We start from the raw sequence: 15,127 nt of genomic DNA on the forward strand, positions 1-15,127 counted from the left end.
AATCACCACTTGAAAGAATTACCGAAGAACTGAAGAAGAAAAGTAAAATGATGGGGAAGGCTTCTGTCCATGAAGAGCTATTACCGAAAAGGGACCGATTGCTCTTAAAACAAATACGGCTTAAAACTCAAGAACATAATGTAAACAATGTCACAAGGACGAGGGCGTATTTTGAATTTTACCAGTACCATCCTGAAATTCATTGGGCGTTTTTAGGTCATATGGTATCAAGGAACGGCGGCTTCAATATGACCGATTTAAAAGGAGAATTTTTGACGAGATTGTTATCGAAAAAAGAGAGGAATTCATTCTTTGCCTTTCTGGAGCGGGGTAATTGGCTAATCTTCCAGGATGCCTATCCGCAATTCTTACTTTATCGAGAAAGCCTTTATATTAATAAACCGTTATTTTACTTATTTCCTTATCTCAATATTTCCACCTTTATGGAAACCATTTGGAATCATTTTTGGGAAAATCACAACACCTATATTCTGACGATGGCCCTCATTGTCAATGAACAAAGCTATTTAGAGAAAAGAGTCGTGCAAAACCCTCAATATAAAAAAGAGGTGTTCAATAAGCTGGAATTTAAACTGCAGGATCTGCTTTCCTTTAATCAAATCCTTTTTCCTTATGGTAATAAAAACATGGTGGGACAGACCCTGCATCAATTTGGCTCGTTAAATGAACGGATTTTATTAGGAAAAAGATTATATGCAGTTTTATATCAACAGCGGGACATTTTTGAAAAGGTGGTGGAATGGGCGAAAGACCATCACCATACAGGATCGAGAAAGGATTACTGGCCGGATGTTTTTAATAATGTGAATGAAGGAGTTCCTGGTCTAACTTACCAGCTTCGTTTAAAATCCTGCCGCCTCCGGCTTGGTGCGAGAAAAATATATAGTCCCAACTTGGAATCTGCTTGGAAAAATCGGACACAGCTGGAAGCGGAAAAAGGAGATTGGTTTGAAGATTGGCGGGTTGTTGACTATTTAATAGAGGACAATGAAACTTATGATGGGGAGATTAAGAATGAATACTGTAAAACACTTGAACGGCTCGAGCTTGCCGCCCTTGCGAAAAAAGCGATTTCTGTATTGGATTAAAACCTATATACCTCCTATGTTGCTTGGCTCACTTCTAGGAACGTATTTAGATCTCTATTTTGTCGAAAAACATATCTATCGTTTTCCAATCCGGCCCTATCCGGAGATTTTTTCGATCAATATTGCGTTTACCCTTTTGGTGCTTCCAGTCTTTATTTTCATTTTTCTTAATATGATGAAAAGGGTAAATGGCTGGGGGAAGGCGGGAATGATCCTATTTTTAAGTCTCTTCATGCCAATCATGGAAAAATTATCAGAGCTTTTAGGGCTGTTCGCCCATACCAGCGAATGGAAACACCTTTATACGGCAGGAGGCTATTTAATCTTTTTAACGGTAATATACGGCTTCTTTCAATGGTTGGAGAATAAACACAAAAGCCAAGACTAATGTCTTGGCTTTTCAGATACCAGCGTAAGCGGTACCTGCCCCTTCCGTCCGTACAGTGGTTAAGTGTCCCGCAACAAGCGAATGTTCGGAAGGGGTACCTCTAGTTTACCACAAACCTGGAAAAAATACAGTTTTGTTAAAAACTTTCTTTTCTTGTTTGAAAAGTGTATGATAATAATGATTTTTTACATAAAGGAGTGGTTTGTTGTGGCGAAAAAAGGTTACATACACATGCAAAACGGAAACAAAATCGAATTTGAACTTTATCCAAATGAAGCACCTGGTACAGTTGCTAACTTTGAAAAATTAGCAAAAGAAGGCTTCTACAATGGTTTAACGTTCCACCGTGTGATCCCTGGATTCGTTAGTCAAGGGGGCTGCCCGAGCGGAACAGGGACTGGGGGACCTGGCTACACTATCAAATGTGAAACAGAAGGAAATCCTCATAAACACGTTCCAGGTGCGTTCTCAATGGCACATGCTGGCAGAGACACTGGCGGCAGCCAATTCTTTATTGTTCACGAATCACAGCCGCACTTAAATGGTGTTCACACTGTTTTCGGACAAGTAACTTCAGGACTTGAGCATGCAAAAGCAATGAGAAATGGCGATGTAATGGAGAAAGTCGAAGTACTTGATGAAGAATAGTATTTGAAAAAAGGCTAGTCCCGAAAGTTTTTCCTTTTGGGCAGCCTTTTTTTGTTTTTGGAGGGGCAAATTTCAGCATCGCAGATAAAAGTCAGAGGTACGCAGATAAAATAGCCTTTAACGCAGATAAATCACCATTCATCGCAGATAAATTTCATTTTATCGCAGATAAATCATTTAAAACCGGGGCAAATTAACTTCAAATTCTAACCTTGGGGGTCCATATGAAGAAATTTGCTTTTATTTTCATTTCCTTACTTGTATTTTTTACGAGTACTCCGGTTTTTGCAGAAAAAAATGTACCTCATCAATTAAAAGCTGCCATTATAATTGATGATTTCGGCGGTGGAACCGGTGGTGTACGCGACTTTTTAGAAGGAGATATTCCTATTACAGCTGCCGTTATGCCTTTTACAGAAAAATCAAAGGAGCATGCAGTATGGGCTCATAAAAACGGTTTTGAAGTCATCATTCATTTACCGATGGAACCGAAAAGAGGAAAAAGATCGTGGTTGGGTCCAAAACCGATTACGGCAGATCTTTCTCCTGACGAGGTAAGATCGCGCGTTGAGGAAGCGATTAAAAGTGTTCCATATGCTGTAGGGCTGAACAATCATATGGGTTCACTGGCAGTGGAGAACGAGAAAATTGTCCGAGCGATTGTAGAAGTAGCTAAGGAAAAAGGTCTCTATATTATTGATAGTGGGACAAGTCCAAAGAGTAAATTTCCAAAAGTCGCCGAAGAGTTAGGGGTACCGATTTTAAAAAGAGATGTGTTTCTCGATGATATCTCATCGTCATTATATGTTAGAAAACAAATGATTCAACTTGCTAAGGTGACAGAAATCAAGGGAAAAGGAATTGCAATCGGGCATGTGGGGATTACCGGAAAGATTTGTTCCATCGGTATATTTGAATCTCTGAATGAATTTAATAAACGAAATATCAAAATTGTCCCTGTGTCAGAACTATTTACTAAAAAAATGAATAATAAAACCTTTCCCCTCTACTAAAAAAATTTTAACGCCGATCTAGGAGTCGGCGTTTTTGATTTCGTTAAAATGAATTTTTACTAGACGTTTCGGAACGACCCCTAACCTTAATTTCACGGAAATAATGTCTGTTTTTGTCTTGTTTTATCGAATCAATTTATCTTAGATCGGAAAATGCTATAATGTTTTTTGTGTCCAAGTTACCTCATAAGATTAGCAAATAACACAGTAATAATTTTTCGAGGTGGGAGTGCAAAGTGAAACTAGTAGATTTGGAAATGACTATCAGTAAGAAAAGAGAAGAGATGATTCAATTAGGAATGGATAAGGGATTGCAGTTTCATGAAACAATCAAATGTAGCCAAGAACTCGATAGGCTACTTAACGAATATAATTATGTATTAGGTGAAACAAAACAAACCAATCCTCTGGATGTATACCATGAATTTTTAATAATTCTACAAAAAACTATATTTAACTCTTTACGTATAGGCCACAATTCTATTTTTTCATTCCTAAATTAATATTTCGTATAGTTCGAAAATTTTGACTTGATTGTTATTTAAATTTGTTATAAAATGAGAAAAATTAAAGGATATAATAAATTTAAACACTATGAATGGGAATATTAAGGAATATTTATTGCTTAGAGAGCTGTCGGTTGGTGGAAGACAGTCAATAAATTCCCCAACTCGCCCAGGAGTGGTAAGTCTGATATGTAGGTCTTACCGGTTGACAGCCGTAATCAAGTCGTTAAGTGGGTTCGTTTGGTTTTTATGCGAATCAAAAAGAGTGGTACCACGTAGGCAAAGCCTGTCGTCTCTTATGAGATGATAGGCTTTTTTATTTTTAATAAAGGCTATTTTCGCATAGATTGTTGTTTTTCGTATAAGTTCATCAACCCGTATAACTATATGCTTCGTGGCATCTTTTCGTATGAATATTTGCGAAAATTGCCTACAAACTTAGTAAATGAACCTTATTAAGCTCCAAAAGCAACAAAGTTTACGAAAAGAGCCTTAATAAACGAACGATAAAAAATAAAAAGGTGGTCGTCAGAATGAAAAACGTTGAAAAGTATTCCAGAGGATATTTTACGCCCCCAGTGAAAAGCTTGAAATGGACAGAAAGGGAGTGCATTGAGGAAGCTCCTTCATGGTGCAGTGTGGACCTGCGAGATGGAAATCAGGCTTTGGTCGTACCAATGAGTTTGGAGGAGAAGCTGGCATATTTTCAATTGCTTTTGGAAGTAGGTTTCAAGGAAATAGAAGTTGGCTTTCCTGCTGCATCGGATACAGAATATACTTTTTTACGGACATTGATTGAAAAGGATATGATTCCGGATGATGTGACAATTCAAGTGTTAACTCAGTCAAGAGAACATATTATAAGAAAAACGTTTGAATCGCTTCAAGGAGTTAAAAAAGCTGTTGTGCACCTTTACAATTCGACATCAGTGGCACAGCGTGAGCAGGTTTTCCAAAAAACGGAGGAAGAAATTATCGATATTGCAGTAACCGGAGCAAAATTACTTAAGAAATATGCTGCTGAAACAGAGGGGGATTTTCAGTTTCAGTATTCACCGGAAAGCTTCACAGGTACAGAGATGGAGTTCGCACTTGATATATGTAACCAGGTCCTTGATATTTGGCAGCCTACTGCTGAGAACAAGGTGATTATTAACCTTCCAGCTACAGTGTCCATGTCAATGCCCCACGTTTATGCAAGTCAAATTGAGTATATGAGTGATCATCTGAACTACAGGGACAATGTGATCCTGTCACTCCATCCACACAATGACAGGGGAACAGGGGTGGCAGATGCAGAGCTGGGCATGCTTGCTGGAGCACAGAGAGTAGAAGGAACACTGTTTGGAAATGGAGAGAGAACAGGAAACGTAGACATCGTAACGCTTGCCTTAAATATGTTCTCTCACGGAGTAAATCCAATGCTTAATTTTGAAAATATCCCTAACATCCTTTCCAAGTATGAAGAATTGACAAGAATGAAGGTTCATGAAAGACATCCATATGGCGGTGAACTCGTCTTTACTGCATTTTCCGGATCCCATCAGGATGCCATTGCCAAAGGGATGAAATGGCGTGAGGAAAGCGAACGTCAGTATTGGACAGTACCGTATCTATTGATTGATCCAAAGGATATTGGCAGACAGTATGAAGGAGATATTATCCGCATTAATAGCCAATCCGGTAAGGGGGGAATCGGATATGTGCTTCAGCAAAATTATGGGCTTGATCTGCCTGCGGAGATGCGTGAAAGCTTTGGATATCATGTTAAAAATGTATCGGACCGTTTGCACAAGGAGCTTATGCCAAATGAAATCTATGACATTTTCATCAATGAATATGTGAATATTAATACCCCTGTTGAGTTTATCAATTACAGATTTACTCAAAATGACCATTATGAAACCAAAGTATCGATCAAGATTGAAAATGAGGTTCATGAAGCTTTAGGTGAGGGGAACGGAAGACTGGACGCAATCAGCAATGTTCTCCAAACGACACTAGGTATTCAATATAAAGATTTACTTTATAAGCAGCATGCTTTAGAAATCGGCTCGGGAGCAAATGCTGTATCTTATGTAGGGTTCACCGCATTGGATGGTGCTGTTTATTGGGGCTGTGGGATTGACGCTGATATTATGACCTCCTCTGTAAAAGCTTTGTTTAGTGCAGTTAACAACATGATATCCAGTGACAAACCAAAAGTTAAAAAAGGATATTCTCTTTCAAAGAAATAAGCGGAAATATTCTGAGACGACCTATTTTATAGAAAGATAAATTTCCGGCTTTTTAATTTTTTCCATTGTCACAATTCAAAGTTTCCTCCAAAATAAAAAGAAAAAGGCAACAAGGGAGAAGGAAACAGAAAAATGAAATTAGTTTCATGGAATGTAAATGGCCTTAGGGCTTGTGTGAAAAAAGGTTTTTTAGATTATTTTAAAGAAGTGGACGCAGATATTTTTTGTATTCAAGAAACGAAGCTGCAAGAGGGGCAAATCGAGCTTGAATTAGCAGGCTACAAGCAATATTGGAACTATGCCGCAAAGAAAGGCTACTCCGGCACAGCAGTTTTTACAAAAATCGAACCGATTTCGGTAAAATATGGATTGTTAGAGGAGGATTCGGAATCTGAGGGCCGTATTCTCACACTGGAATTCGATGATTTCTTCTTGGTGAATGTTTATACACCGAACTCACAGCGCGATTTAGCTAGACTTCCGTTTCGTTTGGAATGGGAGGAACGAATTTTAGAACATCTTCAAAAATTAGATGCCATCAAGCCGGTTGTGTTATGTGGGGATTTAAACGTCGCCCACAAGGAAATAGATTTGCGAAATCCAAAATCGAATATGGGGAACTCCGGTTTTACCGAAGAAGAACGAGGGAAAATGACCGGATTACTGGAAGCAGGATTTGTGGATAGCTTCCGTCATTTTTACCCTGACCAAGAAGGGGCTTACAGTTGGTGGTCCTATATGATGAAGGTTCGCGAGCGAAATATTGGATGGCGGATTGATTATTTTATTGTATCCGAGCAGCTGCGCAATCGTTTAGTCGACGCGAACATTCATTCAACCGTTTTGGGTAGTGATCATTGTCCAATTTTACTAGAAATAAAGTAGTGAATGATAATTTTTTCTTATGTAATTTCATAATAATCTTGTCATTTTCATTATCGTAAAGGCGTACTATAGTTAAATTATTCCATTACGGTAAGGGGAAATGAAGATGGATATCAAAAAAGATGTTCAACAACAATTTGGGAAAAGCGCCGAGTCCTATGTATCAAGCGAGATTCATAAACAAGGGAAAGACCTGCAAATATTGTTGCGAATGGCGGAAGTGAGCGGGAATGAAGCTCTTCTTGATGTTGCAACAGGCGGGGGGCATACGGCAAATGCGTTTGCGCCGTTGGTCAAACAAGTGACCGCCATTGATCTTACCGTTGAAATGTTACAGGCGGCTGAGAAATTTATTAAGGGAAATGGAAACCAAAACGTTGATTTTGTTCAAGGTGATGCGGAAAACCTGCCGTTCCCTGAGGAATCCTTTGAGATTGTCACCTGCCGGATTGCTCCGCACCACTTCCCAAACGTCGATCAATTTGTAAAAGAAGTATATCGCGTTCTAAAGCATGAAGGGCAATTTTTATTGGATGACAATGTGGTCCCGGAAGAGGATGAATTCGACCAGTTTTATAATTTCATCGAAAAAAAGCGGGATTACAGCCATTTTCGGGCATGGAAAAAGACAGAGTGGCTAATGATGCTTGAACTGAATGGACTGGATGCCGTTGAATGGCATCGATTTGAAAAAACTTTCCGTTTTGACCCATGGTGTAATCGGATGAATTTGTCCCAAGAGGATAAAGTCGAATTAACCCAATTTATTCTTGCATCCACTGCCAAAACCAAAGAAAAATTTGAGATTATAATCGAAAATAATCAGGTTGTTTCCTTTAAAGGCGAAGCAATCGTTTTAAAGGCAAGGAAAAAATAATAAGAAAAAAACCCTTTGCACGAAAAAGATGTTTCTCTTTTTTGCAAAGGGTTTTTTGTTGGGCTTAATGAGAAATCAAATATCATTTAATGCCGTACCAAATTCATCAAATTCAGGTAATCTTTCGTCAGCAGTTGAATTTTCCAGGTTCTGCTCTTCACTATTAACATTTCCATTTTGTTCATCCTTTTTTTGTTGGACCAATTAAACCATCTCCTTATCTGAAGTTTTACTCATGTATTTTTCCCCAAAAAAATCCATCTTAACCTATGTTTATAAAAAGTGGTTTAGTTATATGCATCCTACCGTAGGCGGTTGATTGTAAAAATCATACGGAATCAACGGTAAAAAAGCAGTTATTTTTGTATAAAACAACCATAGTTATATGAGGAGAAAACCGATAAATTAAGAATATAGAAATTGAATGTTCTGAAAATATGGAAGGTTCACAAGAAATGTGAGGTGAGGCTGTGAGTTTCATATCGAAAAGAATAGGTCAGATTCCACCCTATTTATTTGCAGAAATCAATCAGAAAAAGGCTGCGATGATCAAAGCAGGAATCGATATCATTGATTTAGGGATTGGCGATCCAGACCTACCCACTCCAAAGCACATCGTCGATAAATTGGTAGAGGAGATTCAAGATCCATATCAATTAAAATATCCGAGTTTTACAGGATGCGCTGAATATAGAAATGCTGTTTCCGATTTTTATTTACGGCAATATGGGGTAAAACTCGATCCGGAAACGGAAGTGTTGGCATTAATTGGATCGAAGGAAGGGATTACCCACTTGATTCCCACCCTCATAGACCCGGGGGATTATGTTTTAATTCCAGATCCAAGCTACCCTGTTTACCGAATGGCAACCATGCTTGCAGATGGACAGTATTTTAATATGCCGTTAACTATCGAGAATAACTTTGAGCCTGATTTTTCAGTTATACCAAAGGAAGTTTTGAAACAATCAAAACTTATACTATTAAATTATCCAGGGAATCCGACGGCTGCAACGGTGGATCTTTCATTTTTCAATAAAGCTATTTACTTTGCGCAAAAACATCATATCCCGATTGCTCATGACTCGGCCTACAATATGGTCACATTTGATGATTATAAAGCGCCAAGTATTCTTCAGGCAGAAGGGGCAAAAGAGATTGCTGTGGAATTTGGATCCCTTTCTAAAACCTATAATATGACAGGATTTCGAATTGGTTATGTGGTTGGAAATAAAGAAATCATAAAAGCGCTTTCCATCCTGAAAAGCAATACGGACACAGGTCAGTTTACGCCGATTCAAAAGGCAGCAGCCTTTGCCCTAAACAGCGATCAAAGCTGTGTGGACAAACATAATCAAATCTATCAAGAACGAATGCTGGCGATGGTGGAAGGGATTAAAACGATTGGAGTTCAAGTCGAACCGCCAAAGGGAAGCTTTTTCATCTGGGCTCCTGTTCCAAGGGGATATACCTCGACAGAATTTGTGACAAGCGTTTTAGAACAAACGGGTGTCATCTTAACACCCGGGAATGCGTTTGGTCCTTCGGGTGAGGGATATTTCCGGGTATCCTTATCTGTTCCTAGTGAAAGATTACATGAAGCGATTGCGAGAATTAAACAAAATTTAAAAATAATGATTAGCTAAAACTTTATTACTTGGAGGGTATATGATGAAAAAAATCTTAAATTATATTAATGGTGAATGGTGTCCATCTACAACAGGAAAATTTACACCTGTTATAAATCCAGCAAATGGACAGGTTTTAGCAGAGGTAACGCAATCCTCCAAAGAGGATGTCGATCGTGCAGTTCAAGCAGCAAAAGCTGCCCAGAAGGAATGGCGCCTTGTTCCTGCTCCGGAAAGGGCGGATATTTTATATAAAGTTGCCTATCTCTTAAAAGAAAGAAAAGAAAAACTCGCTCAAATTCTTACAAGTGAAATGGGAAAGGTAATTGAGGAAGGACGCGGGGAAGTCCAGGAAGCAATTGATATGGCTTTTTATGTGGCGGGAGAAGGGCGGAGACTTTTTGGCGATACGGTTCCATCTGAACTTCGCAATAAGTTTGCTATGAGCGTCCGTGTACCAATCGGGATTGCCGGTCTTATTACTCCATGGAATTTCCCAATTGCGATTGCTTCTTGGAAATCCCTACCTGCTCTCGTAACAGGAAATGCCGTGGTCTGGAAGCCTGCAACAGAAACACCAATGGTAGCGGAAGAATTTGTGAAAATTTATGAAGATGCCGGACTTCCAAAAGGGTTGTTAAATTTGGTTAATGGTTCAGGAAGTATTGTAGGGAATGCGATGGTAGAGCATCCGAATATCGACTTGATTTCCTTCACGGGTTCCAATGAAGTAGGGAAGGAAATCAACGGCCGTGCCGGTGCTTTGTTAAAAAGAACCTCTTTGGAAATGGGCGGTAAAAACGCGATTACTGTCATGGAAGATGCGGATCTTGACTTGGCTGTGGAAGGGATTTTATGGGGAGCCTTTGGAACAGCAGGGCAAAGATGTACTGCAACAAGCCGGGTAATTGTTCATAAAGATGTGAAAGAAGAGCTGGAAAGAAAGCTGCTTGCCAGCATTCCTGAATTGAAAATGGGTGATGGGTTAGATGAAACGGTAAAGGTTGGCCCTGTAATCAACCGCTCTTCTTTAGAACGGATCGATGAATATGTGAAAATTGGCCAGGATGAAGGGGCGAAGCTTCTGATCGGCGGAAGAATTGTCACAGATAACGGCTTAGATAAAGGAAACTTCTATGCACCAACGATTTTCACAAATGTAACTCCAGAGATGAGAATCGCAAAGGAAGAAATCTTTGGGCCAGTTGTTTCAATTATTCCTGTTAATAGTTTAGAAGAGGCGATTGAAGTAAATAATAGTGTCGAATTTGGCCTTTCCAGTGCTATCTATTCGGCAGATGTTAATCGGATTTTCCAAGCGATGCGCGATTTGGATACGGGTCTTGTCTATATCAATGCGGGTACAACCGGAGCGGAGATCCATCTGCCATTTGGAGGGACAAAAGGAACCGGGAATGGCCATAGAGATTCCGGTACAGCTTCATTAGATGTCTATACTGAATGGAAATCCATCTATGTGGATTACAGCGGAAAATTGCAACGGGCGCAGATTGATAATAACTAAAATCTTAGTGTGATATGGTTTGTATATGAGTAAATTAACCTGTTATTCCATCATTGCGGGATACAGGTTAATTTTTCATTATCAATGAATGAAAACCATTTTTTAGTGATGATAAAACAAATGATTGTAAAGGGGAAAGTTATGAAAAAAACAATGACGGCTGCTGCTGCAATAGTAGAGTGCTTTGAACGTGAAGGTGTGACAAATGTATTTTGTGTGCCGGGTGAGAGTTATTTGCCGGTAATGGATCGAATCTATGAATCTAAAAAAATTCGTCTCATTTCCACAAGGCATGAGGGCGGGGCTGCCTTTATGGCGGAAGGATATGGAAAAGCAAAGAGAAAACCGGGAATTGCCATGGCCACCCGGGGTGTTGGCGGCGCTAATCTTGCAATCGGTATTCATACAGCGTATCAAGATTCCACCCCAATGATTGTCTTACTAGGGCAGGTACATAGCAAGTTTCGCGGGCGCGAAGGGTTTCAGGAAGTAGATTTGGATCAATTTTTCGGACATATTGCTAAATGGACAGTAGAATTAAAAGATGCTGAACGAGTGCCAGAAATCATGCAGCGTGCCTTCCGTGTTGCCCAAAGCGGCCGCCCTGGCCCGGTAGTGATTTCACTTCCGGAGGATGTATTAGTTGAAGAAGCCGAAATGTACTTTGGTCCTGTAGTGAATTTACCTGCGCCAAGACCAGGAATCAATGAAATCAATCAGGTAGAGGAAATTTTAAAAGATGCTAAACGCCCATTAATCTTAGCTGGCGGCGGAGTAATCGCTTGTAATGGGGAACAAGAGCTTATTCAAGTAGCAGAAAGGTTTAGGATTCCTGTAATGGCAGCATTTCGCCGTCAAGATGTATTTCCAAATAACCATCCATTATATGCAGGACATTCTGGGTTAGGAGCGAGATCTTCCATACTGGATACGATTAGGCAGGCAGATGTGGTTTTGGCTGTTGGTACTCGATTATCAGAAGTTACGACGCAAGATTATAGTATTTTTAACCATCATCCAAAGCTCATTCATATTGATATCGACTATGATACGATTGGAAAAGTCTTTACTCCAGATGCTGGCATTCTAGCGGATGCAAAGGAAGCACTTAACGCCTTAATGGATATGAATGTTGATGGGGATTGGAAAGAATGGAGTAAGGAAAGAAGAAGTGTTTTCGAAAAAAGCAATGATCAAATACCGAAAGAGGACGAAAATTGGATTAGTAATCGAAATGTGATTCGTGTGCTGCAGGAGAAACTGCCGAAAGATGCTATTATTACGAATGACGCGGGTAACTTTGCCAGCTGGCTTCATGACCTGTATTCATTCGATCATCCGAAAAGCTATATAGGACCAACATCAGGTGCAATGGGATATGGTCTTCCATCTGCAATTGGTGCAAAAGTTGCTTCTCCGAATCGAACCGTTGTCTCATTATCAGGCGATGGGGGGTTCATGATGACAGTACAAGAATTAGAAACGGCTGCTCGCTATGGTATCCCTGTGATTTCACTTGTTTTTAACAATAATTCCTTTGGGACGATCCGTATGCATCAAGAAAAGCACTATCCTGAACGCGTGATTGGCACAGCTCTCGGCAAGGTAAACTTTACCCAATTAGCGGAGGCCCTAGGGGTTCAAGGAATTAAGGTACAAACAGACGAGGAATTTGAACAGGCTTTTGAAAAAGCACTTTTGTCTAATACATCAGTAGTGATTGAAATTATCTCAAATGTTGAACGAATATCGGTTAATGATACCATTCAATCGATTCGTAATAAGACGCTTCAGCAAAATGGAGCATTTCGTTAATGTAATATTGAAAATTAAGTGGTAAACGAAAGGAGCATGAATAACTGAATCATGCTCCCTTTGTTTGTTCAATTATAATATTTTTCCTTAAACCGATCCAAAAGGGTGTCTTTCAATTTTTATGTACTTTCAAAGTTTCCCATTCCTTCTAGTAAAAAAGACGAAAATTTATTCATCTTTTAAACAATTTTTCGTGAAAAATATACATATTATTCAGAATATTTTTAACTTAAAATTATCCTAATCTTACAATAAATAAGGTTATAAAGGAGGTTATGTAACAGTATGTGAAAGAAATAAGGGATCGCAAAATAACTGTAAGCGCTTCCTTAAATCGAGTTGAAATCTTTTAATAGTTTTTAAAAAAGGCAGGATAAAAGATTTGTAAATAATGGAGGGGTCACATTGAAAATTTCGAAAAAAATAGCGATGACTGCTGGAACCTTACTGCTTGGATTATCACTCGTTGGCTGCGGAAAATCAAGTGAAGTAGCTGGAGGAAGTAATGAAAAATCGAACGTGATTAAGATCGGTGTGCCGGCACCATTATCAGGACAAAGTGCCAAGATGGGAGAGGACATCGTTGATGCTGCAAAACTGGCAGCTTCCGAGCTCAATGAAAAAGGTGGAGTAAATGGTAAAAAAGTGAAGATTGTAGCGATTGATGATGCCTGTGATGCGCAGGTTGCGACCCAAGCTGCCAATAAACTTGTCACTTCAAATGTTGATGCAGTGGTTGGACATTACTGTTCTAGTGCGGCTTTACCGGCAGAAACAGTCTACAACGAAAATGGAATTCCTTTTATCACACCATCCTCAAGTAACCCTCAATTAACAGAACAAGGATTTACCAACGTATTCAGAATGATTGGCCGTGATGATCAACAGGGCAAGTTCATGGCAAATTACCTTGTCAATGTTCAACATAAGAAAAATATAGCCATCTTACATGATAACACTACTTATACAAAAGGATTGGCGGAAGAAACAAAAGCCGGTGTTGAGAAACTGGGCGGAAAGGTTGCATTCTTTGAAGCAGTAACACCAGGAGAAAAAGATTTTTCTGTCATTATTAGTAAGCTAAAGCCTTTAAAACCTGATGCAATCTACTGGACTGGCTTTTATGCAGAAGGCGGGCTGCTAATCAAACAAGCGAAAGATCTTGGATTAAACGTTTTATTTACAGCAGGAGATGGCAACAATGACACAACTCTCATGAAAATTGCCGGCCCAGCATCAGAAGGCGTGATTGTGAGTACTGCTCCTACCACGGAATTCCTTGATAACGCAGGTGCAGGTGACTTTGTTACAAAGTACAAAAATACCTATGACCAGGATGCAGGACCCTTCTCTTCCTATACGTACGATGGCGTGAACATTATTGCTGAAGCGATTAAGGAAGCAAACTCCCAAGATAAAAAGAAAATGATCGATACCATTCACGGCTTAAAAGATTTTCAAGGGGTAACCGGCACCATTAATTTCGATGAAAAAGGAGATCGAAAAGGCATCAGCTATATTACGACACAGGTAAAAGATGGGAAGTTTGTAGCCACACAAAATTAATAGATTAGGAGGTGCCTTAATTGGAAGAGTTTTTACAGCAACTAATCAACGGTCTCACGATTGGCAATTTTTATGCATTACTTGCCCTCGGATACACGATGGTTTTTGGGATTATCCGGCTGATTAACTTTGCCCACGGCGATGTTTACATGGTTGGATCCTTTCTTGGCCTAAGCATTCTCGGGCTGTTTGGCTCGTTAACATCTTCCGGGGTCGGAACTTTTATACTTGCGATGATTGTTTCGATGTTAGTCACAGGATTAATCGGTGTCTTAATTAATCGTGTAGCCTATGTACCACTATTAAATGCACCGCGCCTCTCGATCATGATATCAGCCCTTGCGGTTTCATTATTGCTTCAAAATCTAGTCATGGTTTTTTACGGCCCTAGTTTTAAGGTTTACCCCCAGCTGTCGGCTGGGGGGGCTATTTTCAATAGCTCTGTAAAAGTTTCTTACACACAGGTTGGCATGCTTCTCATAAGTATTCTCTTTATGATTATCTTGCAGTTTTTTATCAAGAAAACCTTTTTAGGAAGAGCCATGCGTGCCGTTTCATTAGATCAAGATGCATCCCAGTTAATGGGGATAAATGTTCGTTTTATTGTTGCCATCACTTTTTTTATTGGTTCTGCCTTGGCGAGTGCCGCTGGAGTGATGATGGGCGGTTACTATGGTCAAATAAGTTTTATGATGGGGTTCTTAATGGGAATTAAAGCATTTACTGCTGCCGTACTTGGCGGGATTGGGAATATCCCTGGAGCTGTCCTCGGAGGCTTCTTACTCGGAATACTGGAAACTCTTGGCGCAGGATATTTTTCTCCGGCCTGGAAAGATGTATTTGCTTTTGTAATCTTAATTTTGGTATTGGTATTTAAGCCGACTGGCCTTCTCGGAGAGCCACAAGCAGAAAAGTTGTAGGTGATGTAAG

The 15,127-nt window shown here is 39.6% G+C and carries 14 protein-coding genes and 1 other annotated feature; of the genes, 13 read left to right on the plus strand and 1 reads right to left on the minus strand.

What is annotated here, in order from left to right; genetic code table 11:
• Positions 1-47: 47 nt before the first annotated feature.
• The 8 genes from J2Y67_RS04460 (at position 48) to J2Y67_RS04495 (ending at position 7,663) form a co-directional block, all read left to right on the plus strand.
• Positions 48-1,109, plus strand: a complete 1,062-nt coding sequence (locus J2Y67_RS04460; RefSeq protein ID WP_310171092.1) for a DUF2515 family protein — start codon at positions 48-50, stop codon at positions 1,107-1,109.
• A 16-nt stretch (positions 1,110-1,125) separates the two neighbouring features.
• Positions 1,126-1,497: a CBO0543 family protein gene (locus J2Y67_RS04465; protein ID WP_310171094.1), complete on the plus strand. Its 372-nt coding sequence runs from the start codon at positions 1,126-1,128 to the stop codon at positions 1,495-1,497.
• Positions 1,498-1,704: 207 nt separating this feature from the next.
• A complete protein-coding gene (locus J2Y67_RS04470) occupies positions 1,705-2,145 on the plus strand; it encodes a peptidylprolyl isomerase (RefSeq protein ID WP_310171097.1) in 441 nt (146 codons plus the stop codon).
• Positions 2,146-2,369: 224 nt separating this feature from the next.
• Positions 2,370-3,158, plus strand: a complete 789-nt coding sequence (locus J2Y67_RS04475; RefSeq protein WP_310171100.1) for a divergent polysaccharide deacetylase family protein — start codon at positions 2,370-2,372, stop codon at positions 3,156-3,158.
• A 236-nt stretch (positions 3,159-3,394) separates the two neighbouring features.
• Positions 3,395-3,661, plus strand: coding sequence for an aspartyl-phosphate phosphatase Spo0E family protein (locus tag J2Y67_RS04480; RefSeq protein WP_396954035.1), 267 nt, complete (start codon positions 3,395-3,397; stop codon positions 3,659-3,661).
• An 82-nt stretch (positions 3,662-3,743) separates the two neighbouring features.
• Positions 3,744-3,964: a binding site (T-box leader), on the plus strand.
• A 233-nt stretch (positions 3,965-4,197) separates the two neighbouring features.
• Complete coding sequence (locus tag J2Y67_RS04485) at positions 4,198-5,901, plus strand: 2-isopropylmalate synthase (protein ID WP_310171102.1); 1,704 nt, start codon at positions 4,198-4,200, stop codon at positions 5,899-5,901.
• Between the two features lie 132 nt (positions 5,902-6,033).
• Positions 6,034-6,786, plus strand: a complete 753-nt coding sequence (locus J2Y67_RS04490) for an exodeoxyribonuclease III (RefSeq protein ID WP_310171104.1) — start codon at positions 6,034-6,036, stop codon at positions 6,784-6,786.
• Between the two features lie 106 nt (positions 6,787-6,892).
• Positions 6,893-7,663, plus strand: a complete 771-nt coding sequence (locus J2Y67_RS04495) for a class I SAM-dependent methyltransferase (RefSeq protein WP_310171106.1) — start codon at positions 6,893-6,895, stop codon at positions 7,661-7,663.
• 75 nt (positions 7,664-7,738) lie between these two features.
• On the opposite strand, the gene J2Y67_RS04500 is transcribed toward J2Y67_RS04495, so the two are convergent.
• On the minus strand, positions 7,739-7,867 hold the full coding sequence (locus tag J2Y67_RS04500; protein WP_310171107.1) for a hypothetical protein: 129 nt from the start codon (positions 7,865-7,867) through the stop codon (positions 7,739-7,741).
• A 266-nt stretch (positions 7,868-8,133) separates the two neighbouring features.
• On the opposite strand from J2Y67_RS04500, the gene J2Y67_RS04505 reads away from it, so the two are divergent.
• The 5 genes from J2Y67_RS04505 to J2Y67_RS04525 all read left to right on the plus strand — a co-directional run bounded on the left by J2Y67_RS04505 (position 8,134) and on the right by J2Y67_RS04525 (position 15,117).
• Positions 8,134-9,309, plus strand: a complete 1,176-nt coding sequence (locus J2Y67_RS04505) for an LL-diaminopimelate aminotransferase (RefSeq protein ID WP_310171109.1) — start codon at positions 8,134-8,136, stop codon at positions 9,307-9,309.
• A gap of 25 nt (positions 9,310-9,334) precedes the next feature.
• Positions 9,335-10,816, plus strand: coding sequence for an aldehyde dehydrogenase family protein (locus tag J2Y67_RS04510; RefSeq protein WP_310171112.1), 1,482 nt, complete (start codon positions 9,335-9,337; stop codon positions 10,814-10,816).
• A gap of 141 nt (positions 10,817-10,957) precedes the next feature.
• Positions 10,958-12,631 carry a thiamine pyrophosphate-dependent enzyme gene (locus J2Y67_RS04515; protein ID WP_310171116.1) on the plus strand — a complete coding sequence of 558 codons (1,674 nt, stop codon included), beginning with the start codon at positions 10,958-10,960 and terminating at the stop codon, positions 12,629-12,631.
• A 405-nt stretch (positions 12,632-13,036) separates the two neighbouring features.
• Positions 13,037-14,197 carry a branched-chain amino acid ABC transporter substrate-binding protein gene (locus J2Y67_RS04520; RefSeq protein ID WP_310171119.1) on the plus strand — a complete coding sequence of 387 codons (1,161 nt, stop codon included), beginning with the start codon at positions 13,037-13,039 and terminating at the stop codon, positions 14,195-14,197.
• 20 nt (positions 14,198-14,217) lie between these two features.
• Positions 14,218-15,117, plus strand: a complete 900-nt coding sequence (locus J2Y67_RS04525) for a branched-chain amino acid ABC transporter permease (protein WP_310171121.1) — start codon at positions 14,218-14,220, stop codon at positions 15,115-15,117.
• The last annotated feature ends 10 nt before the right edge of the window (positions 15,118-15,127 follow it).

The organism is Neobacillus niacini (assembly GCF_031456445.1).
Lineage (GTDB): Bacteria > Bacillota > Bacilli > Bacillales > Cytobacillaceae > Neobacillus > Neobacillus niacini_I.

Bases quoted from the DNA above. Each gene is read 5' to 3' on its own strand.
- J2Y67_RS04510 (WP_310171112.1), top strand. From the start codon at position 9,335: ATGAAAAAAATCTTAAATTATATTAATGGTGAATGGTGTCCATCTACA.
- J2Y67_RS04465 (WP_310171094.1), top strand. From the start codon at position 1,126: ATGTTGCTTGGCTCACTTCTAGGAACGTATTTAGATCTCTATTTTGTC.
- J2Y67_RS04485 (WP_310171102.1), top strand. From the start codon at position 4,198: ATGAAAAACGTTGAAAAGTATTCCAGAGGATATTTTACGCCCCCAGTG.
- J2Y67_RS04460 (WP_310171092.1), top strand. From the start codon at position 48: ATGATGGGGAAGGCTTCTGTCCATGAAGAGCTATTACCGAAAAGGGAC.
- J2Y67_RS04490 (WP_310171104.1), top strand. From the start codon at position 6,034: ATGAAATTAGTTTCATGGAATGTAAATGGCCTTAGGGCTTGTGTGAAA.
- J2Y67_RS04495 (WP_310171106.1), top strand. From the start codon at position 6,893: ATGGATATCAAAAAAGATGTTCAACAACAATTTGGGAAAAGCGCCGAG.
- J2Y67_RS04475 (WP_310171100.1), top strand. From the start codon at position 2,370: ATGAAGAAATTTGCTTTTATTTTCATTTCCTTACTTGTATTTTTTACG.
- J2Y67_RS04515 (WP_310171116.1), top strand. From the start codon at position 10,958: ATGAAAAAAACAATGACGGCTGCTGCTGCAATAGTAGAGTGCTTTGAA.